Here is a 22,167-nt window from a genome sequence, read left to right as displayed (position 1 = left end):
TTTTCTAGACAGGTAAATCGCTTTAGCTCATCTTTTTGCACTTGGCCGCAACACGGTATCTGCGCCTGCGCTTCATTGGTAGTCTCGAAAAAAATGAGGAGACACACATGACAAAACTTTTCCCTGTGCTGGGCGCTTCGCTGATGATAGCAGCCTGCTCGAGTACGTTAGATTCTGTTACCGCCGACACACTTATCACCGACGTCGATATCATTGACGTGCAAAGTGGCGAAATACGCCCAGATCAATACGTCGCTATTCGTGGTGAAGAGATTATTTGGGTTGGCGACAACGCCGAGCATATCCAAGCACTCAAAACCCTAGATGGCACTGATCAATATATTATGCCGGGCTTGTGGGACATGCATGTGCACTTTGGTGGCGGCGAAAAACTCATCGCAGAGAACCGCGACTTATTGCCATTGTATCTCGCATACGGCGTAACCACAGTGCGCGATGCCGCGGCAGATATCAGTGAGTCGGTGTTACAGTGGCGCGAACAAATCAACAACAACACTCTTGTTGGTCCAACTTTGTATACGTCTGGCCCCAAGCTTGAAGGGAAAGGGTCTATTTGGGCTGGTGACCTTGAAGTTGAGACCGAAGAAGAAATGAATGCAGCACTCGATCAGCTGCAAGCAATGAATGTGGACTTTATTAAGATCACAGACAGCGCACTGACGCCAGAGCTTTATCTTAAAGCCGTGAAAGAAGTGAAAAAGCGCGGCTTACCCATTAGTGGCCATATTCCTTTTGCGCTGTCTGTTACCGATGTTTCAGAAGCTGGGTTAGATGGTATTGAACACATGCCGTACCTACTCAAAGCCGGTGCCAGTAACGAAGCGGAAATTTCCGCAAAAGTGAAAAGCGGAGAATTAGGTTATTGGAGCGCACTGCCAATCATCCGCGCCAATTTTGATGAGCAAGTCGCGCTCAGCAAATACCGCGTATTGGCAGAAAACGACACCGCCGTTGTACCCACTCTGATCGGCAGCCAAATCATTGCCCATATCGATGAAGACAACCACCAAAGCGACCCTGAACTTGCACTGCTAGGCTCTGGATTAAAGGCTACCTACAGCTGGCGAGTGGAACGTGCTGAGCAAAAAGCTGCAGCTGACCCAAATGAAGTGACCGAGCGCAAAGCACGGTTCGCTGCTACCCGAGATTTACTGCCGCTACTGGCTCAAGCCAATGTAACCATCATGGCAGGTACCGACACAGGTTACCTCAACTCTTACATTTACCCTGGTAAAGCGCTGCACGACGAGCTAGCCATATACGTGCAAGGTGGGTTAACACCACTGCAAGCTTTACAAAGCGCCGTGCTCACTGGGCCGAAATGGTTGGGTAAATCAGCGCAATATGGTGCGGTGGCATCAGGTAAAAAAGCAGACTTGTTACTGTTAAACAGCAATCCGCTGGAAGACATCAACAACACCCGCGATATCGCCACAGTATTCAGCCGTGGCAAGGCTTATAACCAACAGCGAATTCAAACCTTGCTAGAGCAAGCTAAAGCTAAGGTTGCGGCACAAGAAGCAGAGGAAAAGCACTAAACTTCTGACCTTATAGGCACAAAAAAAGGCGCGTAATGCGCCTTTTCAATATGAACTTAACTTACTCCACCGTAACCGACTTTGCTAGGTTACGAGGTTGGTCAACGTCCGTGCCTTTAATTACCGCTACGTAGTATGAAAGCAGCTGCAATGGGATTGTATAGACAACTGGCGCGATCACATTTTCTACGTGATTAACGTTGATTACACGCATTGTTTCATCAGATTCAAAGTGTGAGTCTTTGTCAGCGAATACATAGATGATACCGCCACGAGCACGCACTTCTTCAACATTTGATTTGAGCTTTTCTAACAGCTCGTTGTTTGGTGCAACAACGATGATAGGCATGTCTGCATCAATCAGCGCCAGTGGACCGTGCTTCAATTCACCTGCAGCATATGCTTCAGCGTGAATGTAAGAGATCTCTTTAAGTTTCAGCGCACCTTCCATTGCGATTGGGTATTGCGAACCACGACCTAGGAACAATGAATGGTGCTTATCGGCAAACTCCTCAGCTAAGTGCTCGATGCCGCTAGCGAGTTGCAGCGCTTCTTCTAGCTTGTTTGGCAAGGTTTTAATCGCGTTAACGATTTCTTGCTGGTTAAGGCCTTTTTCCTGCGCAATTGACGCGGTTAGCATCAATAAACCCACAAGTTGCGTGGTGAATGCTTTGGTTGATGCTACACCGATTTCAGCGCCTGCTTTGGTCATAAATGCCAAGTCAGATTCACGTACCAATGACGAACCAGGGACGTTACAGATGGTCATCGATGCCATGTAACCTTGCTCTTTAGCTAAGCGCAAGGCAGCTAGTGTATCAGCGGTTTCACCTGATTGTGAAATAGTGACTAACAAGCTGTTTTCATGTACGAATGAATCACGGTAACGGAATTCAGAAGCAATCTCGACATTACAGCTAACGCCTGCGTATTGCTCTAGCCAGTAGCGCGCTACCATACCTGAGTGATACGACGTACCACAGGCGATGATTTGCACATGCTTCACATCTTTGAAGATTTGCGTGGCGCTCTCACCAAAGGCATCTACCGCAACGCGGTCATCTTGCAAACGGCCTTCAAGAGTGTTGCGTACCGCCATAGGTTGCTCATAAATTTCTTTAAGCATGTAATGGCGATATTCACCTTTACCCGAGGCATCTTGGGTAATGTTTGATTCAACCACTTCACGCTCAACAGCCTGGCCATTTACATCGAAAATTTCTACGCTGTTACGAGTAATGCGCGCTACATCACCTTCTTCTAGGAAGATAAAGCTACGCGTTACAGGCAGAAGTGCCAACTGATCTGACGCGATAAAGTTTTCGCCTAAACCAAGGCCGATTACAAGTGGGCTGCCAGAGCGCGCAACCACGATTTCATTATCGTTAGCTTTATCAAATACAACCGTTCCGTAAGCACCTTCCAGTTGCTTAACCGCCGCTTGCACGGCACTAAGTAATGAATCATGTTGCTGACGCAGCTGATGGATCAAGTGCACCATAACTTCCGTATCAGTTTCTGATACAAACGTATAACCATCACCTTTAAGCGCTTCGCGCAGGCTTGCGTGGTTTTCAATAATACCGTTGTGAACGAGTGCTAATTCGTTGTTTGATAGGTGAGGGTGCGCGTTTGCTTCGGTTACACCACCGTGTGTTGCCCAACGTGTGTGCGCAATACCTGTTGTGCCCGATACATTGGCTTCATTTAATGCACTTTCAAGCGCCGCCACTTTGCCTACAGATTTCACACTGTTTAGTGTGTTGCCTTGTAAAAGCGCTACACCCGCTGAGTCATAGCCGCGGTATTCAAGGCGTTTCAAGCCTTCAACTAATATTCTATTTACTGGGCGCTCTGCAACAGCCCCTACGATTCCACACATAAAATCTCCATTTGCACAGTATGTGTACAGTTAAATTACTACCTGGTGTTGTCGGCCAGGCGTTATTCGTTAACCTCGGCACAGATCACGGTGATGCCATGAGCTTCTATTTCTTGGCGCAAATTAGCAGCCAAGTTGTTGTCGGTGATTAGCGTGCTCACACGTTGCCAAGGTAATTCTAAATTAGGGATTCGGCGGCCGATTTTTTCTGATTCAACTAAGACCACCACGTCTCGAGCGGCTTCAGCCATTACTTGGCTAAGGCCAATAAGCTCATTGAAGGTGGTTGTGCCTCGGGCAACATCGATACCATCAGCGCCGATGAATAGGGTATCGAAATCATAAGAGCGTAACACCTGCTCTGCAACCTGCCCTTGAAACGATTCTGAATGGGGATCCCACGTGCCGCCGGTCATCAATAATGTTGGTTCATTCTCGAGCGCCAATAAGCGACTGGCTACATTGATGGCATTAGTCATCACCACTAGGCCACGTTTTGTTGCAAGTTCTGGGATCATCGCCGCTGTGGTTCTGCCGCTATCAATAATAATGCGGTGATGGTCTTTAATCAGATTTGCCGCCGCCTTGGCGATAGCCACCTTGCGCGCTGAGTCCCGCGGCTCAGAAGCAACAATCTCACTTGGCAGTGAAATAGCGCCACCGTAGCGACGTAATAAAAGACCACTTTGTTCAAGGGATGCCAAATCCTTTCGAATCGTAACTTCAGATGTTTGTAATTGCTCAGCCAAGGCCTCTACTGATACTTCGCCCAGTTCATTAACTTGAGACAAAATAGTATGGCGGCGCTGCTGTGTGTTGCGTTTGGTCATCTGAAAGAAATAAGTTTCGATTCGAAAGATGCGCAGTATAGTCGAAACTTTATGCGGATCTCAACAACTTGTGTTCCGACTTTATGTAATAACTTGATTATTTTTACATCAGTGAAGATTTTGGGTACTCTTTTAAATGTAATAAATTAGTATACAAGGACGTAAATACTATGCGCTTTCTATTATTCATCACTCTGATCTTATTTAATTTTCATGCACACGCTGCAATATCCAACTGGGTGCAGTTTAGCCAAGAGAGTGGCCATATAAAAATCCCTGTCATAGTAGAAGGTATTGAAACTCAAGCAATCCTAGATACAGGGGCACAAATACATGGCATCAACAGCGCCTTTATCTTAAAGAATAAGCTCAACTTAGTGGCAGCAGGAAAAACGCGAGTCAAAGGTGTATATGGAATTGAAGACAAAAAGACGTACAACAAGGTTAATGTAAGCTTGTTTGGCTTCGAAACTAAAATAGATGGATTAGTTGCTGCACAGCTGGGCTTTCATACTAATGGATTGCTGCTAGGAGCCGGCTTTTTCGATAAGTTTATTGTGCAGCTAGACTACCCCAACAGCCGTATGCGCTTAATTACCCGAGACAGCCTAGATCTTGGAAATGTCGAAAACATCGAGATGCGCGCGCAACGAGGAACAGGGCGACCAATCGTAAAAGTAGCATTGGGAGCCGATCGCAGTGCTTGGTTACTCTTAGATACAGGCAGTTCTGGCGGCATAATGATTAAACGCTCTGTTGCAACCAGCCTAGGATGGTTAGACAACAAAGACATCAGCACAAATCTAAGCCGTGGGGTCAATACCTTTGCTACCACTCAATCTGTGCGCATTGATGAGCTCGCATTTGGCCCGTACACGTTGGAAAATGTGCTTGTTAGCGTTCCCGGTGAAGGGCAATCAGCGAATTTGGAAAACCAATTTTCGACCACGGGCACCCGCATAAAGTCTGCCAAAGTTGAAGGTATTCTCGGCTACGATATTCTCAAACATTTCGTGGTCACTATCGACTACAAGCTTGGTCACGCTCATGTGGGCTTGCCGGAAGAAAGCTAATAAGTCACGTTGGTGATCCCGACATCACCACACCGCGTAAGAAGCACTTCGTTTTTAACAACGCAAAGTTGCACTGTTAGAGAACCCTGACTAAGTTCAATAACATAGCTATTTATGCATTAAGTGGGGAGCTTCTGTGGTTAAACCATCCTCGTTGATATCGTCTTTACTCATTGTTCTTTTTATTGAATCCATTGCGCTTGGTCTGTATTACAACAACCTGGTTCAAGGGTTCATTCTAGGCGCTTTAATTGCGTCCTTACCACTGTATTTATTAAAGACAGCACCGTACAGTAGGCTCACTCACCACATTGGTGCTGCGGCACTAATGTTATTTTCGTTTCTGCATATCCATCAGAGCTTTGGGTTGATCGAAGTACACTTTGAGATCTTTATCCTTATGGCAATATTGGTCGTCTTTACCAATTGGAAGATTTTTATCACCGCCCTTGTGCTGGTGGCTGCTCATCATTTGAGTTTTTATTTTATGCAAACAAACCAGATAGCCGTGTATGTGTTTGACCCTGACCGCTTAGCCTTCTCAACCGTTATCATCCATGCTGTTTACGCAACTGCTGAAGCGGCAATTGCGGCTTATATTGCTTACATGCTGCAACTTGAATATCGCGGTGCAAAAGCGCTTGAAGATGCCGTTCATGATATCGCCAAAGATCCAATGAAGCTTGATTTATCGGTCCGTGTTGAGGCAAAGAACAGCAGAGCACTGCAACAATTCAACGAGCTGCTAAACACCTTAAACGACGCCTTGCTCACGTTACAAAAAGAGCATCATACCGTGCATAACAGCGCGCAACAGCTCGCTGAATTGCAAGCGAATCTGACACAGCGCGTGGCGCATAAAAGAGAACAAAATGAGCAAATCGCCAGTGCAGGTGAGCGTGTTGCAGAGGGTTTCACACAAGTACACGACCAAAGTGATCGAGTCGTAACACAATACAACCAAATAACCAACGAACTCAGTAGCGCGATGACACAGGTGCAACAAACAGATAATGAGAGCCACGCACTCGGCAAGTTATTGCAAAATACCCAGCAACAGGTCAAAGAACTCGACACCAGCTGCGGTCTTATTTCAAATTTATTAAATGACATAAATGCCATTGCAGAACAGACGAACCTGTTAGCACTCAATGCAGCCATCGAAGCCGCAAGAGCAGGGGAACAAGGAAGGGGTTTTGCTGTAGTCGCTGATGAAGTGCGATCGCTTGCGAATACCTCAAAGCAAGCCACAGACAAAATAGCCATGACACTCAAAGAGCTCATCAGCAACAGCAACAACTCAGTGCAATCGATGGATGAGTGCATTGATAAAATTGGCACTGTCGAATCACTGAGCTCGAGCGTGCACCGCGCGATATCATCGGTTGCGACTACAATGGAGCACATTCGCAACGAATCTGACGCAGTAAATGACATCGTCGCGCAGCAAGCACAGAACACCCAGCATATTGCGACCTACAGCAACCATATGAAAACGGATTTTGAGCACGACGCACAGAATATCGCTCAGCTTGACGTGCAAATCAGCAGTATGCTTGATGCTGTAGAAGAGATGAAAGCCCATATCACTCGATTCTCAACCCATGGCGCTTAGCAATACAAGCCGCGCCGTTGCCGCCCTTGTTTGGCTGATTTGTACTGTTGCAGGACTGTGGTTTTTAACTGATCAACGCGCTATAGCATTTGACCCTAAGGCCATGCTGCAAGGCCCAAATTGGCCACAATTAGCACGCGCGCAATTACCTCAAGAACATAGTAAACCCACACTCTACTTGCTTACGGATAAGGGCTGTAAGTGCAATGAGACCTCGCGCCCGCACCAGACCAAAGTGAAGGCGGATGCTGAACGATACGGCATAGCGGTAGTGCAGCTAGACGTTACAGCACACCTGCGTAATCTCCTACCTGCAGTGCCTGCCGCCATATTGCTTGATGAAAATCAGGAGGTTATGTATGCGGGTCCTTTGTCGGTTGGGTTGTCGTGTGCAATTAGTGACGGCATTATTGACACCGTGATCGCGAACTACAGCAAAGGCTTTAAAGGTGATTTACGCGTCAGTGACACTCGAGGCTGCTATTGCCGCCTCGAGCAAGTTACTAGCTAAGGCTACGAATTTCCATATCGCAGGTATGATCCGCCAACCCATCATTGGGGCCAATTTCTTCGTAAGCCGAATGCATTTTGAGGAGTGCTTGTTTTGCTCCCAAACTGGCCAGCGCCTGCTCTGCTTCGCGCAATGAATTAAAGGGTTTCAATGCTTGTCGAGCGTCACCTAAAATGTGGTAATTTCCCTGTGGGTCTAGGGCACCTGCGAGGTAATGATTCGCATCGGCATAGCTCAGAATAATTGCTCGGTATTGGTCGTCTGCTAGGGCTGCTTTGAGTTCGTTTGCTTGCATGGGTTGGCTCCTCAATTAGATTCATCTACTTTTAACGGATCAATGAAACAAATCGATTAAAAAAAGTGCAACCTTCTGCTAAGCGTTGCGTGAACCAATCGGCATTTTGGTGGTCGAAAACGGGTTAATAACAACAAAATCCATGAGCAAACGTGCGGTCAGTTGTCGCAAAAATACAGGCTCAGTGGAAAATAAATTAAGGTGTCGCTCAGAGACTTAAGCTGGTGGTCATTTTTTGCTCACTTTGTATTCAGGTGCACTGATTAAGCTCTCACACTTCGTGCTATCACCTTGTAGCAAACATTAGTCGTAAAATTGAGTACCGAATTTCTATGTATCGAGTTTTAATTATTTCTCTCGCTGCCTTGCTTGCTGCTTGTCAAAACACGCCGCAGCCGCCTTCATCAGCAGCAAAAGAGACAGCGCAAGAGCAAGAAACCATATCCACTGTAACGCAACAACCTGTTGCGACCGCTGAACCTAGCGTTGCTGTTATCAAAGAAACTAAATCGCCACAACAAGTGGATGATGTGTGGCAGCGTGTGCGCATGCAATTAAGTTTCCCCGAGAGCCAACATAAAGACGTGCAAAAACGCGTAGATTGGTATTTGGCACACCCTAACTATATGGAAGAGATCAGCCGCCGTGCGCAGCCATACCTCTATCATATCGTTACCGAAGTAGAAAAACGTAACTTGCCAATTGAATTGGCTTTGATGCCACTCATCGAAAGCGATTTTGATGCTAGTGCATACTCGCACAAGCACGCATCCGGTTTATGGCAGTTAACGCCGTCTTTGGCGCAGTACTTTAAAGTAAAAATTAGCCCTTGGTACGATGGTCGACAAGATGTGATCAACAGTACCGATGCAGCTTTAGATTTTCTTGAGTATCTCCACAAGCGTTTTGATGGTGACTGGTATCACACTATTGCCGCATATAACGTCGGCGAAGGTCGCGTTCTCAAAGCCATTGAAAAGAATAAAAAAGCGGGGAAGAGCACTGACTTTTTTGCCTTAGACTTACCAAAGCAAACGCGTCATTACGTGCCAAAACTCCTTGCCGCAGTGCATTTGTTAAAACATCAAAAAATGGTGTTCCCACCGATTGAAAACAGCCCAGCGATCGCCACTTTACCTGTTAAAGGTGCTGTTATATTGGCACAGAGATCGCAGTGGCAGCAGTTAGAGAACCTCAATCATGGGGTGATCCGCTTTCCTGCGGTAATTGATGCGCCGCATTTAGTTGTTCCTGCCAATGAAAAAGCGCAATGGCAAGATATTATCGCGAAGCAACAAAGCAGTGATTACAGCCAGTGGCATCATTACACCATTGCCAAAGGCGATAGCTTAAGTGTGATAGCCAAACGTTATGAGCTCACTACGAGCCAACTAAAAGCGTTTAATAATCTTAAGTCAGACCGCATTCGTGTAGGTGATAAGCTTATTTTACCCGTGCTGGCGGACGAGCAAATCGAGCATAAGGTGGCATCAGGTGAAAGCCTGTGGAAGATAGCGCGCCGCTATGATGTCACTGTGACCAAACTTAAGCAGTGGAATAACTTATCTAGAGAAACGTTGCGCATTGGCGACAAATTAAAAGTCTTCTTGTCGCGCTCGTAAATTACTTTAACCACTTATCCATGGCCGCATTCAATGCGGCCTGTTTTTTACCCTTAGCATCGGCACAGGGCACTTCACCCGCAGGCATATCCGAATCTGACATAGGCGAGGAAGCCAGCATCACGAAACAACGACCATTTTGTTCAAATCGATAGTTTCCTGACACTACATCACCGGCCAATACCTTCATTTGTTGGGAATTATTTAACACACCTTTAGGCACCGTTGTCGCGTTATGAGGCAGTTGATCAAGTGCTTTATATTGGCCAACCTGAACTTGAGATTGTGCGTAGGCACTTGCCACACGTTGCTCCAAATTAGTGTAAATATCGATGGTCTTAATTTGCGACGCTGGTAATGCTTGGTCTTGAGGCTCAGTTGCCAAATTGCTCAGGGGTTTAGGTGAAGACTGACGCTCACCAACTTGTGCCAATGACGATGTTTCCCCCGATTCATTTTGTAACTCAGGAACATTCACCTCTGGCTCAATAATCTCAACCTCGGAGCGAGGAGTATCGGCAGCCACAGGCTGCGGTGTAGGAAGCGTGATCATCACCACCTTGAGGTTTTTTTGCGCCACATCCATGGTGTGCATGACCGCAGGGGTCGGCGTGCGCAATAACAACCACAGCACGATTAAATGCAGCAGCAATGAGATGAGAATCGTTCTAAAAAACATGTCCTTATGTCTTCGACACACATGGTGTACTAAAGACCTTGATGCAGGCGACTAAGTTCATTTAAGACTGCAGTTTATTTCGCACCTATCTCGACGCAGAGATAGGTGCCATTGGTTAGGTTTATTCGTTGGATCCGTACCAATTGAATTTGCGGGTTAGCATCATAATGAGACTCAATACTGCGAACACCAATATCGCGCCCATCAACAAGGCATAGTCTTCGGCCGACAACAGACTAAACAGCACGCCATACAACATACTAATGCCGATGAAGAATAGACCTCCTTGTTTGCTGCTGCGCAGCATGCCAGCCACATAAATACTGAGCAACACCCCTGATGCCAGCGCTGATAAGCCATACGCTAAATTAAACCCAAAGTGCTCACTAAGCGACACTAACAAGAGATAAAATACCGCTATTGCCAAGCCAACAAATCCATATTGCACAGGGTGAATAGCCTCTTTGCGCAAAATCTCCAGCAAGAAAAAGCTCGAAAATACTAAAAACAACACCAAGGTGGCATAGTTAGTCGCACGATGACTTTTTAAATAGTGATCGACTCCATCCACCAAATTTACACCCAGGTTTCGTTCCCGTAAGTCATTACAAATGCCCTTACTACTCATACAATTAGCAAACATATCCTGCATGTTCGTAGCAAAAAAGCTGGTTTGCCAATTTGCTGTGAAGCCATTATTTTCTATGTCCGTTGCGATTGGTAAGTAATCACCAACAAAACTAGGGTGCGGCCAATCTGCGTTCATGGAAAAATGTGTTTCTTCACCGATAGGCGCGATGGCAAATCGTGTCATACCTTGCAGATTCAGAGTCACTTGCGTGGTGAGCGTTTCCAGCTCTAGCAGAGCGCTCATTTCCAATGGCACATGCACACCATCGGCGAGTTGCTTTAATTGAGTGCCAGGTAGGAAGCTGCGCTGCTCACCGGCTAATTTCACCTCACTGCCAACACCAATACCGCGGATATCTTCAACCGCCATCACCAAATTTACTTTGGTCACATTCATGTCTGCATAGGTTTGTAGCATCTTGGTTGAGAAGGTGGCATTGATGCTGTTTTGAGAGCGATACAGGTTAGCTTTGTATATACCACGGTATTTTTCAAAGGTAGTGAGGTCCGCTTGCCACGTTAATTCATCTGGCAAAATCACCTGCTTGTTAACGATGGTGTAGCTCTGACCTTGGTCGTTATTTTTTTGTACTAATGACTCCACATACAAAAACGGACCAATCACCGTTTGTTCGCCGCTACTGCTACGAGCTATTTCTTGTTGTACTTCGCTCAGGCGTGCGGAGCGTTCAAAGATAAGCCCCTTGATCAACATTATTGGCACCAGCAACACCAAGGTTAATCCCGCGATAATGAGTAATTTATTACCTAATTTTTGTCTCATTTATTTAACTCCATGTGATGATATAGGCATAAGCCTATTCCTCTAATTTGGAGTTCAGGTGTAGGGGGTGTGGAGACTTTATGGAGTTTTAAAAATTAGCGTTACACACACGCCGTCTGGGGTATTTTCTATATGTAGCTGCCCATGATGTAGCTGCATGATCTGCTCTACAAATGTCAGCCCTAAGCCTGTACTTTTGTGGCCATCAGCTCTTGGCAGGGAGTAAAAGCGCTCTCGAACTTTATCAAGTGCGTAATCGGGTATGTGCGGGCCCTGGTTGCGCACCGCAACACGTGTTTCATGCAGCTCTTGGGTAACAATTATCTGCACATCACTATCTGCGGCAACAAAGTCAAACGCGTTTTCAACTAAATTGTAGAGCGCTTGTTGGACTAAAAATGCATCGCCAAGCACATAACTGTGTTCATCGCAGTCAAGACTCAAGGACGCCCCTGTTCTGGTCACTCGCGCCAGCATGGAGTCACAAATTTGGGTGATCATAGGTGCCAGTAAGACCTGCTCGCGAGATTGCAGCTGTGGCTGTTTTTCCAGCCGCGCAAGTTGCAGCAAGTTGTCGATTAGATCCTGCATACGCTCGCTTTCTTTCTCAATATTGCCCGCAAATAGGTGTAACTTTTGCTCTGATAATGGCGTTTGCAGTAACTCGCTCGCACCTTTAATTGCACTTAGCGGACTTTTGAGTTCATGAGTAAGGGTTTGCACATATTGCTCAACATAATTTTTACCATCAAGTTTGGCGCGCATATCCCCAAGCGCATCGCTCAGTTGGGCGTATTCATAAAAGATTCGAAATACCGGCTTTTTCGCTTTTTCTCCACGGCCCATTTTGGCTGCATAGTCAGCCAATTTTTCCAAGGCGCGATTAATCCGCCAAGCAATCAACGCCCCCAACAGCAAGGCCACCACACTCATCACTACCAGCCAAGTTAAAACTCGATATTTGGCATTGTCGATAAAGGGTTGCACGGAACGATTAGCTTTAGCCACAGTAACACTGCCGATGATGTTATCGCCGACTTTAATGGGGGCGGCTACATGCATCACGGTTGAATTGGGATCATCGGCTGATTGCGCGCTTGAGCGCGCGCCATATTCACCGCGTAATGTCAGGTACACATCGTTCCAGCGCGAAAAATCCGCGCCTACATCTTGTTGCCACGAGTCCACCAGCACAATACCGTCAGCGTCTGTAATATAAATTCGATGATTAATGCTGCTTTTGTCCATGCCCCAAATAGCGGCCTGCGGATCACGTTTACCAAAATGAACAAGCAGCTTTGAGAATTCACTGCTCGCTAAATTTCCTTGCTGCATATAAGGGGTTGCTAAAGTGGCCAGTAAGTTCGCCATATCAACCAAGGTTTCTTCGCTAACTTGACGCACGGTCGGTTTAATTTCTCGTATCACCGTGGAACTGACAACATACGTCGTCAGGATCACCACCACCACATAAAGTAAAAACAGCCTGAATCCCAAGGGGATTTTTGGCCATTGAAATAGTTTATCGATGCGTGAGCCAGGTGAGTTATTTAGGCTCATAGAAATACCCAAAGCCACGTTTAGTGTGGATCACATCCGCTAAATCATGCGCCTTCAATTTCTGTCGAACCGCTTTAATATGAGAGTCGATATTGCGCTCATAATGTGTGCCATTAGCCATGTCACTCGCCTGCATTAGCTGCTCTCGACTAAAAACGTGTTTAGGGTGGCTAAATAGCTTATTGAGCAGCTTGTATTCAAGCGCGGTTAACTGCAATGCTTGCGTGCCAACAAAAAAGTCATATTGCTGCGGATGTAGGCCCATCTCTGTAACGTGTCCCACGGGTGTGGGCTGGGGTTGTACCTTGGCAATACGAAGCTTAATACGGGCCAACACTTCGCGGGGGCTGAATGGCTTGGTAACGTAATCATCAGCACCGATTTCTAAACCAACCACACGGTCAATTTCATCGTTTCTGGCACTGAGAAAGATTATCGGCACAGAGCTAAAGCTGCGGATCTGTTTGCAAAGCTCAAAGCCATTGCCATCAGGCAAACCAATATCTAACAACACCAAATCTGTATGCTGACTATGCAGCGCTGCTAAACCTTGCTGTGCCGTCGCACACCAACTTACGCTAAACCCGGCTTGTTCAATCACATGTATCAAGGTATCGGCGATGGTGCGCTCATCTTCAATCACTACGATGTGTTGGCTTGTCATTTTTGTGCTTTGTTCCCTGTGACGTTACCGAACTATAGTTACAGGCGCGGTCATTTTTAGCAAGTGAGCTAGAACACTATTCGCACACAGGCACCATGCAAAGAGGCACTTTTATCTAATTGAATATCGGCATCATTCCACGCGCATAGCTTACTGACGATGGATAATCCCAAACCGACTCCGGTTTGTTCTCGCTGCGCCACTTGGTGGTTTTTCACAAACGCCTGCAACAATTCAGGGCTCAACTTTTCACTGAACCCTGGGCCATCATCTTCTACTCGCAGTTCAATACCATGAGGATTGTCAGTTAGATGCACATGAATTTTAGTCTTGGCAAAACGCACTGAATTACTCATGAGGTTTTGCAAAATGCGTAAGAAACTGCGTCTATCAACTTCAATGGCATCGCATTGGCAATGAATCTCAATTTCTATATCACTGTAAATTTTGAATTTATCACAGGCTTGCTCAAGTAAATCTTGCGCGTTATGGACTGTGGGCCGAATGGCTGGGCGACACTGATTGAGTTCGGCATAAGTTAAAAACTCTTCCACCAGCATTTCTAGCTCAGTGATATCCTGCAACACACTGTCACCATTCAAGTTTGAATCTGGCATTTCTCGGTGAATTTCTAAGGCAAATTTCGCTCGGCTAATTGGCGTTAGGAAGTCGTGTGATACCGCGTTAATCAGCTGACGCTGATAATCATTTTGATCTCTAAGGGCTCTGGCCATTTCATCAAATGCTTCACCTATTCCATAGATAACGCTGAACTTTGTGAGCCTGGCTTGCGCCGAAAAATCCCCTTTCGATATGGTTTTACTAGCCTGACGCAAACGATTTAAGTCACGCAACAACGGCCAACTGACAAGTAACACGGCGAGTGCAACGCTGGCATAAAAAAGCATACTAATAAAAGCTTGCTGCGGATCGCGCGCATCTCTTGGCAAGGGCCCAAGCACTCGAACTTGGTCTTGGGCAGAGTCTAAGTAGTAAAAATAAAGGTGCTGATCTTCATTGAGCATCGCCACTACTTCAGCATTCGCTAAACGCCTTTGAATGCCTTCACTGAAATGAAATGAAGCGGCGGGCTTTGAGGTGACTAAGTTTGCCAACTCATGCTGTTGTTCATTATTAGGTTGTAATACAACACGAGCCAAAGCTGTTTCAGCCGCAGTGGCAATAGGGGCCTCATTAAGCTGGGTATTAATGACCCAGGCACTGGCCCCTAAGCAAATCACCAGCGCGCTAAAAAGATAGGCGTAAACCTTGAACACTCGGCTTAAACCCAAGCATCCGGCGATAGAATATAGCCTTTACCCCAAACGGTAATAATACGGCTCGGCTGCTCATCAGCGTCACCTAACTTTTTACGTAAGCGGCTCACTCGACCATCAATAGTACGGTTTTGACCATCATATTTTCGGCCTATTGCCGCTTCGAATAAGTGTTCACGGCTCACCACTTGACCGGCATTGAAGGCGAGCTTCTCTAGCAAATCAAATTCACCCGTGGTGAGCTCCAAACGATCACCATTTAGGCTGGCTTGGCGTTGATAACGGTTGATCACCAGATTACCTATGGTCAAAGTTTGTGACTGTGCTGCATTCTTTGCACAATACTTTAATTCGTTGCGGCGCAAACAGTGATTAATACGCGCCAATAAAATAGACGGCGTAATTGGCTTGGTCAGATAATCTTCAGCACCCAACTCTAAGGCATGAATATGGTCAACGTGACTTTGGCGTGCAGTCAAGAAGATGACCGGCACCGAATATTGGCGCTGGAGTTCTTCAAAGACCTTAAAGCCATCACTTTCGGGTAAGCCAATATCAAGTAACACTAAGTCATAACGCTTTTTCAGCATTTCAAATGCCGCAACATGTGGCGAGCTGATATGGGTAACCGAAAGACCATTACTGGTTAAGAAACTGGTAATTAGATCCGCGAGTTTAAGGTCATCTTCAACGTATAGAATGGATTTTTTTTGTTCGTTCATTAAAAAATACTCCAAGCCACTTTGCGACGTTTCTGATTTAACGAGTGCCTTTGAACGTCTATGGAGACGTTTGCGACACGCTGCACGTCTTGCAGACGAACAAGGTAAATTTTCACGTCGGAAGCAACTTCCAATGAGAGTTTGAATTGGTGAGCGCGATTGGGAATGTCACAAATTCGTTCTAATTCGGTGGTTTCAATTTCGAGGCAATAGCTGGAGGCAGGTTCGCCCTGCCAGCTTAGATATAAGTCAACCTGACACTTGTCTTGTGTCGTTACGCAGATTTCTGGTTTAGCTTTGATGTAATGTTTATCAAGCAACTTGCTCTCGTTACCGTGTGCTGGTAGCAAGCTGCTAGCTAGTATCAATAGAAATCCTACGCGTCGGCTCATCAGTAACTCCAAGCCACCCCTGCGTAGTAAGACAGCAGATGCTGCTTAGATACTAATGGGCTATCAGCGATTTCATCGTCCAGCGTTTGCCACTTTATGTCGGAGATGATTCGCCACTTTTCGTCCAATTGATATTGATAGGTCAGTTGTACACTGGTGTTAAATGCATGTTGCGGTTGATAATAAGAAAACCCCGCCGCAAGCTCAGGGCGCTGACTGCCATAATAGTACTTGGTCAGTTCATTACTCTGATATTGCATCTGCACACTGGCAACGACTAAATGTTTGTTCCATTGCTGATAGCGAGACAAAGCTAACTCAGCCTGTTGGCCATGGTAGTAGTGAGTAAGCTCGCTAAACACACTGGCACTAACACGCCATTGCTGCCAGTCAAACAAATACTGTGCACCACCTAAAAATGACAGCTCACGCTCGCCAATGTTCTGAATGTTACCGACTCGCTTTCGGGCGTTTGGTTGCGTCTGTGCACTCGGTGGACGAGGAGCGCCCGGCAAGGCCGATGTCGTCAAAGATGCGAGGACGGAACTACTTGCAAGACTATCAATAAAATACAAACCATCACGGTTCATTTTCGCTACGAAAGACAACTGATGATGGTCATAGCTCAGTGGCGTCCATGAAAGCTCAAAATTGGTAAATGCAAAATCACCATAAAAAGCTTCAATATTAGGAATGACATACAAAGGAATGTCGTCGGAATTATGTACAGGATTGTCGATTTTTCCATACCCGGTACTAAGTCCAAACTGCCATCCTGATTGTGCAGCATAAATGCTTTGCTCGTCTGCACTTGCCATCGCGCTAAAAAGCGCAGCAATCAGTAATAACTTGGCCTTGAACACTGTGTTACCGACTCTCGTTAATGGAAAAACTCGATTAATTTGAGACAGCAGCATCCCTCTTGGGGCAAGATCAGTCAAATCAATTAATGTACACTTTTGTAACAATTTGGACACTCTATTAATAAAATTAATCTCATGTTTAAAAGGAAAAAAAGCCAACTGTTTCCAATTGGCTTTTATCGTCGTTAGGGAAAAGTGTTACGCTTTTTTAGCTTTGCGAATGAAAGCTAAAGGCATGAACAGTAGTAACATCCAAGCCATTGAACCACTTGAAGATTTAACTTTTTCTTCAGGGGTTACTTGGACTGGATAAGTACAGCTACCATCATCAGTGTTTGCTGATGCATCGTAGTTAGTTGCAGCAGGGTCAGTACAACCTAACTCTTCACCATCAGATTCAACCATTAACATGAAGCTTTGTGATGCCATGTCGGTTGCATTAACACTGTCTTTAACCATCACAGTGATTTGCGTTTCACCGTGGAAGTGAGCTGCAGGTGTTAACGTCACTGTTGAACCAGAGTCATGACCACTGATTTCGATTGCTACGTTGTCACCCATTACTTCAATTTCATTACTTACGCCATTTTTGTCTGCGTAGATAACGTCGAAGCTAATAGCGCCGTTTTCAGCCACAGTCAGATCATCAAGGTCAAGTAGAGTAATGTTACCCATTACTTCAAGATCAAGACTAAGACGTTCTGTATCTGAACCTTCAAGGCCATTGTTCACGTAAAGCGTATGAACTTGGTTCGCCGCTTTTTCAGATACATAAGCATCGAAGCTCACGCTGAATTTAGAGATTTCAGGACCTGTGTAGTCCATACAAACCACTAGGCCGTCTTCAACTACTTGATCAAGGTTGTCATAGGCAAAACCATCACCGATGTTTACATCCATTGGAATGTCACCATTGACTAGGATACGACCGTCAGCAGCTTTAAAGCCGATAGTACCTTGGTTATCAACAAGGTTGACGTTGTCATAAGCAAACATCAGCTCGTACTCGCCTGGCTCATAGTTGATACCCATACGCATGAACATTTCGAAGTCGACACTTTGACCATCTGTGCGATAACGCTCTACGTTATCCCATTCCAGTACTAACCACTCACGAGAGTAAGTAAAGGTTGGAGTAATACCGGCATTTGGATCGCCAGGTGTACGTGAACTTGCATCGATACGCTCAGGAATTGTGTTATCACCCACCCAGAAAGGTGCAATGATGTAAGGTGGCGGAGGCGGCATGCTCGCAGCACGTGGGAACTCAACGTGGAACGGCGTTGTACGACCTGTATCACCGAAGGTGACTAGACCCGCAGGGTTTAGCTTGATTGAGTCGAAGTGATACTTGTTAAAGAATGGGAACTTCACGTCCATATCGGTTTGCATCAATTCTTTAAACGAGTATTTATGTTCGTTGTAGTAACGACCTTCCACACCCTCAAGCGTACGCCAACCTAGGTCACGTAAATTGAGGTAATCTGGGTAAGGTGAGTTACCAGCAGTTAGTGAACAGCTTTGATCTGTCACATTAGTCGTGATGATGTAGTTACGAACAACATCTTTTGTCGTGTCCTGCACACCCACAAGTGACAACACATTGTCTGTTACTTCTGGAGCCACAGGTGTAGATGCTGTCGTTACAATGCTGTCAGCGATAATCTGAATACCTTCTGGGAATTCAGTCGTCAACGCAAAGTTACGAGCTTGCGTTTCATTGTTAGCAATCACATCAACGGTGAAGTTAACAACATCACCAGGACTCGCTTTGTGCTTGTCAGCCGTGAAAGTAACATCATCATCAATTTGCGTCACAAGTACTGGCACAAAACCAAGATTACCTGCGTCTTCTGGGTTTGAACCAAGGTCGAAACCACCGAAGTAAATATCACCAATTTCCATTTCTGGCAGGTTGTACGCTAGATTTACGTTGTATTGCTCGTAGCCAGCGATTTGCTGCTCAGCAGAAACCACTAAACCGCCATTATCCTGACCGACTACGCCAGTTGCGATATTAATATCACGACCTTCGTCAACTTCACCGTAAGGAATGTAAGCTGTGCTCATGAACACAGTGAAGTAATCACCTGCATTCGGCTCAACGATGTTACAGAAGTTGTTGATATTGTAGTTGGTTGACATACATAGCACTTCATCCATGCTTGCCATGCCATCGCCATTGGCGTCGTGACCTGTGAATAGGATCACGCGCTCTGTGATACCTTTACCAATGACACTGGCGCTGTACATCTTGCTGCCTTCAGGTACGGCAGTCCACTCAGTGTGGTTGATGTTAACCATTTCACCATCTTCGTCATGAAGATCGAACGGGTCGCCTGCTGTTGGATCAGAGAACATCTTAACAGTCTTGGCATCGCCTTTAACCATACCGTAAGTACGGGCTGTGAAGTCAGTTACTTCTGCGGTGTTGAACGGACCCACTTCGATAGATGCAGAAGTACGATGCGCTTCAACTTTCACATAAGGAGGAAGACCACGGTCTCCAGTAAATGTCCATACTGGTAACTCAAGTACTGGTGAAGCACTGTTGCTTGATACCAATGTTACTTGACCTTGGTTACCGCTTAAGTCGATGTAGCTTGCTGCACTTGAGTGTGGCTTGCTGGTTGCCGTGATCACGATTTGCTGTGTTTCACCGGCTTTGATATCAAACTGCGCAGGCTCAGCTTTCAGTTCGAACGCGCCAATCCACTCTTCAGTGTGCACTGTCCAACTTGCGTCTTCTGTTGCCGTAAATTCACGAACAAACGTACATGTAGTAGGACAAGTGTTATCAACAACATAAGCAGTGTTGAGGTCTTCAGCATGGCCACCTGTTGATGGATTCGCATCTACCATACCCGCAATGTCTTGATGCAGCGTTAGGCCAGCTTTATCCGCTAACTCAACACGCATACGACCCGCACCCATGTCTTGTAAGCTCGACTTAATGCCGTCGTCTTTATAGTTGCTTAGGAAGCGAGAGTTAGTTAAATCATTACCTGCAGTCAACATCAATGCTGATTGTACCTGTGATACAGACCATTCAGGGTGTGATTGTTGTAGCAACGCAGCGGCACCCGCAACGTGAGGGCTCGCCATTGACGTACCTGACATTGATTGCCAGTCTGCTGTGCGTGGGTTGTTAGTGAATGGTTGATCATCCGAGCTAGGTGCATAGATATCAACACCCGGAGCAGCGATATCTACTAGCATAGTATCGATACCGAAGTACGAAGGACCACGGCCTGAGAAGTAAGCAACGCGCTCTTTATCTACCGGCACAATCTCACTTTGCGCGCCAGTCATAGTACCCATGTGTGCAGAACCTGAGTCCAACCACGCCATAAGATCTACACTGTCTTCGTTAGTGATATGGATCGCCGGAAGTGGATGTGGAATTACAGGGATTGCCGCGCTGTCTTGGAAACTAAAGCGGTTATAAATGATGACGCCTTCAGCACCACCCGCCGCTACGTTATTTGCTTTTTCATACAGCGGACGTGAACTGCGACGACACGTAACAATCACGTCTTGAGCGCTTTCATCAATATCTGCTGTTGCTGGGTCATCCGCTAAATCAAATGTACCTGCAGGGAATGGTTGATCACAGTCCATGATGTTGTAAGCATTGGTACCCGGGTTCTCAAAGTTTTCTGCCTTAACGATAAGGCCAGTTACTTCATCAAATGTTGAAGAGTAACCTTTGATAGCCGCAGGCGCCGCTGTATCGCCACCAGACATGTTTTCCAGTGATTTAACACCGTAATCCACTATCGAAGATGGAGAATGCGCAGCAACGGTTGTTACCCAAGGTGAAGAGTGATCAGCTGTGCTTAATTCTGGGCCTGAGTTACCGGCAGCAACAGCTACGAATACGCCTGCGTTGGCAGCATTGAAGAATGCTTGCTCGATTGGGTCAATCCATGGATCTTCTTCTAAACCACCTAATGAGGCATTTAGTACATCAACATTGTCGATGATAGATTGCTCAATTGCAGCAAGAATAGTCGTAGTAGGACAGCCCGCGTAAGGGTCACCTGAACCACCTGGCCAACATACTTGGTAAGAAATGATATTAGCGTGAGGTGCCATACCTGATACTTCATTGAATACCAAGTCAGTCTCAACACCCGTCGATTGCGCTTCGGCATCAGCTAACTTAAACGGTACATCATAAAGAATGTTACCAGCTGCCGTACCCGCAACGTGTGAGCCGTGGCTGTTGTAGTCTTCACCATAAGCAGGGCGCGTTTGGGCAAACGCAGCGTCTGAGTATGTATCGGTGATTTCAGGATAAGAGTAAATACCAATGAGCTTGTTATTACACTTGTCTGAGAATGCAGCCGTCGCACAGTCACCTAGGAATGTGTCACCTAGTGGATTTTCATGAACATAACCGTCGCCACCCACTTCAGCAAATGAAGGATGATCTGAATTGATACCTGTATCAATTACACCAACAACCATGCCTTCGCCTTTGTTAGAGCCGCCACCAAAAGCGTTAGCCCACATTTGCTTCGCACCTGTTTGTTCTATGGTGTTAAACGTTGATAATGAGTAAACTTTTGAGCGAGTGATGCGTTTTACACCAGGCACTTTCGCCAGACGCATAGCATCGTCTTGGGTCATTGTGGTGGTGAACGCGTTAATCGCAACTGAGTAGGCACGCTCAACATTTACGCTTAAGCCTTGCAATGTGCTGGCTTGCGCAATGAAGTTTTGACGCTGTGTGTTCAAGTAATTGTTATAACCAGAAAGCTCCTGAGTGTTTAAGTTCAGGGGTTGACCTTGCTGAGTACGCGCATTGGTTACAACTGATTTTGTTTCAGCCAAACCTTTAATGTTACCGTCGTATGCAGATAGAGGGGCATCCTCTAGTTCAACGATATATGTGTGCTCACCATGCACGCCTTCTTCCGCTCGGAAGATCTTTCCCTGCTTCTTAATTGTTTGAGCTACGTCGCCAGACCAATGCATTTCTTCCATCATTGGTTTTGGCGCATAGTCTGATGATGGTGCAACCCATTCATCGGCCGCTACATTCACTGCGCTTGCAGCAGAGCTACCGATGTATAAGGCTGAAGCCACCATAAAGGAGACTTTCTTCAAGTTAAACATACTTAACCTTCGGTGTTATTTTATTTTTGTATAATGAAGCCGATTTGTTGTTATAAGTTGGCTTCCCCTCATCGATGGTTATGTT

The 22,167-nt window shown here is 46.0% G+C and carries 16 protein-coding genes and 1 pseudogene; 5 read left to right on the top strand and 12 right to left on the bottom strand.

Annotation, left to right across the window (positions count from 1 at the left end; all coding sequences use genetic code 11):
- Positions 1 to 107 precede the first annotated feature (107 nt).
- A complete protein-coding gene (locus V1358_RS16390) occupies positions 108 to 1,559 on the top strand; it encodes an amidohydrolase family protein (RefSeq protein ID WP_347394229.1) in 1,452 nt (483 codons plus the stop codon).
- Between the two features lie 61 nt (positions 1,560 to 1,620).
- Here the strand turns inward: V1358_RS16390 and glmS are convergent, their stop codons facing one another.
- Positions 1,621 to 3,441: a glutamine--fructose-6-phosphate transaminase (isomerizing) gene (gene glmS / locus V1358_RS16385; RefSeq protein WP_347394228.1), complete on the bottom strand. Its 1,821-nt coding sequence runs from the start codon at positions 3,439 to 3,441 to the stop codon at positions 1,621 to 1,623.
- Between the two features lie 62 nt (positions 3,442 to 3,503).
- The gene (locus tag V1358_RS16380; RefSeq protein WP_347394227.1) at positions 3,504 to 4,271 is read right to left on the bottom strand and encodes a DeoR/GlpR family DNA-binding transcription regulator; all 768 of its coding nucleotides are present in this window, start codon (positions 4,269 to 4,271) and stop codon (positions 3,504 to 3,506) included.
- A gap of 170 nt (positions 4,272 to 4,441) precedes the next feature.
- On the opposite strand from V1358_RS16380, the gene V1358_RS16375 reads away from it, so the two are divergent.
- The 3 genes and pseudogenes from V1358_RS16375 to V1358_RS16365 all read left to right on the top strand — a co-directional run bounded on the left by V1358_RS16375 (position 4,442) and on the right by V1358_RS16365 (position 7,470).
- The gene (locus V1358_RS16375) at positions 4,442 to 5,344 is read left to right on the top strand and encodes an aspartyl protease family protein (protein WP_347394226.1); all 903 of its coding nucleotides are present in this window, start codon (positions 4,442 to 4,444) and stop codon (positions 5,342 to 5,344) included.
- Between the two features lie 1,057 nt (positions 5,345 to 6,401).
- A pseudogene (locus V1358_RS17775) lies at positions 6,402 to 6,959 on the top strand (methyl-accepting chemotaxis protein); the annotation flags it as partial.
- Positions 6,949 to 7,470 (top strand): DUF6436 domain-containing protein, encoded by a 522-nt coding sequence (locus V1358_RS16365; RefSeq protein ID WP_347394224.1) that lies wholly within the window; start codon positions 6,949 to 6,951, stop codon positions 7,468 to 7,470. The pseudogene V1358_RS17775 and the gene V1358_RS16365, both read left to right, overlap by 11 nt.
- Here V1358_RS16365 and V1358_RS16360 read toward each other — a convergent pair.
- A complete protein-coding gene (locus tag V1358_RS16360; RefSeq protein ID WP_347394223.1) occupies positions 7,463 to 7,765 on the bottom strand; it encodes a DUF6482 family protein in 303 nt (100 codons plus the stop codon). The genes V1358_RS16365 and V1358_RS16360 overlap by 8 nt on opposite strands.
- Positions 7,766 to 8,097: 332 nt before the next feature.
- On the opposite strand from V1358_RS16360, the gene V1358_RS16355 reads away from it, so the two are divergent.
- The gene (locus V1358_RS16355) at positions 8,098 to 9,387 is read left to right on the top strand and encodes a LysM peptidoglycan-binding domain-containing protein (RefSeq protein WP_347394222.1); all 1,290 of its coding nucleotides are present in this window, start codon (positions 8,098 to 8,100) and stop codon (positions 9,385 to 9,387) included.
- A gap of 1 nt (position 9,388) precedes the next feature.
- Here V1358_RS16355 and V1358_RS16350 read toward each other — a convergent pair whose 3' ends face one another.
- The 9 genes from V1358_RS16350 to V1358_RS16310 all read right to left on the bottom strand — a co-directional run bounded on the left by V1358_RS16350 (position 9,389) and on the right by V1358_RS16310 (position 22,082).
- Entirely contained in the window at positions 9,389 to 10,066 is a 678-nt protein-coding gene (locus V1358_RS16350; RefSeq protein ID WP_347394221.1) for a hypothetical protein, read from the bottom strand.
- Between the two features lie 121 nt (positions 10,067 to 10,187).
- On the bottom strand, positions 10,188 to 11,480 hold the full coding sequence (gene creD / locus V1358_RS16345; RefSeq protein WP_347394220.1) for a cell envelope integrity protein CreD: 1,293 nt from the start codon (positions 11,478 to 11,480) through the stop codon (positions 10,188 to 10,190).
- Between the two features lie 78 nt (positions 11,481 to 11,558).
- Positions 11,559 to 13,040, bottom strand: coding sequence for a two-component system sensor histidine kinase CreC (gene creC, locus V1358_RS16340; protein WP_347394219.1), 1,482 nt, complete (start codon positions 13,038 to 13,040; stop codon positions 11,559 to 11,561).
- Positions 13,027 to 13,704: a response regulator gene (locus V1358_RS16335; RefSeq protein ID WP_347394218.1), complete on the bottom strand. Its 678-nt coding sequence runs from the start codon at positions 13,702 to 13,704 to the stop codon at positions 13,027 to 13,029. The genes creC and V1358_RS16335 overlap by 14 nt, the downstream gene beginning before the upstream one ends.
- A 68-nt stretch (positions 13,705 to 13,772) precedes the next feature.
- Positions 13,773 to 14,981, bottom strand: coding sequence for an ATP-binding protein (locus V1358_RS16330; RefSeq protein WP_347394217.1), 1,209 nt, complete (start codon positions 14,979 to 14,981; stop codon positions 13,773 to 13,775).
- Between the two features lie 5 nt (positions 14,982 to 14,986).
- Positions 14,987 to 15,703, bottom strand: coding sequence for a response regulator (locus V1358_RS16325; protein WP_347391447.1), 717 nt, complete (start codon positions 15,701 to 15,703; stop codon positions 14,987 to 14,989).
- Positions 15,703 to 16,095 carry a DUF3019 domain-containing protein gene (locus tag V1358_RS16320; RefSeq protein ID WP_347394216.1) on the bottom strand — a complete coding sequence of 131 codons (393 nt, stop codon included), beginning with the start codon at positions 16,093 to 16,095 and terminating at the stop codon, positions 15,703 to 15,705. The genes V1358_RS16325 and V1358_RS16320 overlap by 1 nt, the downstream gene beginning before the upstream one ends.
- A complete protein-coding gene (locus tag V1358_RS16315) occupies positions 16,095 to 16,958 on the bottom strand; it encodes a MipA/OmpV family protein (protein WP_347391445.1) in 864 nt (287 codons plus the stop codon). Before V1358_RS16315 ends, V1358_RS16320 begins: the two co-directional genes overlap by 1 nt.
- Positions 16,959 to 17,156: 198 nt before the next feature.
- Positions 17,157 to 22,082 carry a S8 family serine peptidase gene (locus V1358_RS16310; RefSeq protein WP_347394215.1) on the bottom strand — a complete coding sequence of 1,642 codons (4,926 nt, stop codon included), beginning with the start codon at positions 22,080 to 22,082 and terminating at the stop codon, positions 17,157 to 17,159.
- Between the last annotated feature and the right edge of the window lie 85 nt (positions 22,083 to 22,167).

Source organism: Pseudoalteromonas pernae, assembly GCF_039831865.1.
GTDB classification, from domain to species: domain Bacteria; phylum Pseudomonadota; class Gammaproteobacteria; order Enterobacterales; family Alteromonadaceae; genus Pseudoalteromonas; species Pseudoalteromonas pernae.
The sequence above is the reverse complement of the archived record's forward strand: the minus strand, read 5'-3'. Positions and strand labels throughout refer to the sequence as shown.

Bases quoted from the DNA above. Each gene is read 5' to 3' on its own strand.
- V1358_RS16390 (WP_347394229.1), top strand. From the start codon at position 108: ATGACAAAACTTTTCCCTGTGCTGGGCGCTTCGCTGATGATAGCAGCC.
- glmS (WP_347394228.1), bottom strand. From the start codon at position 3,441: ATGTGTGGAATCGTAGGGGCTGTTGCAGAGCGCCCAGTAAATAGAATA.
- V1358_RS16380 (WP_347394227.1), bottom strand. From the start codon at position 4,271: ATGACCAAACGCAACACACAGCAGCGCCGCCATACTATTTTGTCTCAA.
- V1358_RS16375 (WP_347394226.1), top strand. From the start codon at position 4,442: ATGCGCTTTCTATTATTCATCACTCTGATCTTATTTAATTTTCATGCA.
- V1358_RS16365 (WP_347394224.1), top strand. From the start codon at position 6,949: ATGGCGCTTAGCAATACAAGCCGCGCCGTTGCCGCCCTTGTTTGGCTG.
- V1358_RS16360 (WP_347394223.1), bottom strand. From the start codon at position 7,765: ATGCAAGCAAACGAACTCAAAGCAGCCCTAGCAGACGACCAATACCGA.
- V1358_RS16355 (WP_347394222.1), top strand. From the start codon at position 8,098: ATGTATCGAGTTTTAATTATTTCTCTCGCTGCCTTGCTTGCTGCTTGT.
- V1358_RS16350 (WP_347394221.1), bottom strand. From the start codon at position 10,066: ATGTTTTTTAGAACGATTCTCATCTCATTGCTGCTGCATTTAATCGTG.
- creD (WP_347394220.1), bottom strand. From the start codon at position 11,480: ATGAGACAAAAATTAGGTAATAAATTACTCATTATCGCGGGATTAACC.
- creC (WP_347394219.1), bottom strand. From the start codon at position 13,040: ATGAGCCTAAATAACTCACCTGGCTCACGCATCGATAAACTATTTCAA.
- V1358_RS16335 (WP_347394218.1), bottom strand. From the start codon at position 13,704: ATGACAAGCCAACACATCGTAGTGATTGAAGATGAGCGCACCATCGCC.
- V1358_RS16325 (WP_347391447.1), bottom strand. From the start codon at position 15,703: ATGAACGAACAAAAAAAATCCATTCTATACGTTGAAGATGACCTTAAA.
- V1358_RS16320 (WP_347394216.1), bottom strand. From the start codon at position 16,095: ATGAGCCGACGCGTAGGATTTCTATTGATACTAGCTAGCAGCTTGCTA.
- V1358_RS16310 (WP_347394215.1), bottom strand. From the start codon at position 22,082: ATGTTTAACTTGAAGAAAGTCTCCTTTATGGTGGCTTCAGCCTTATAC.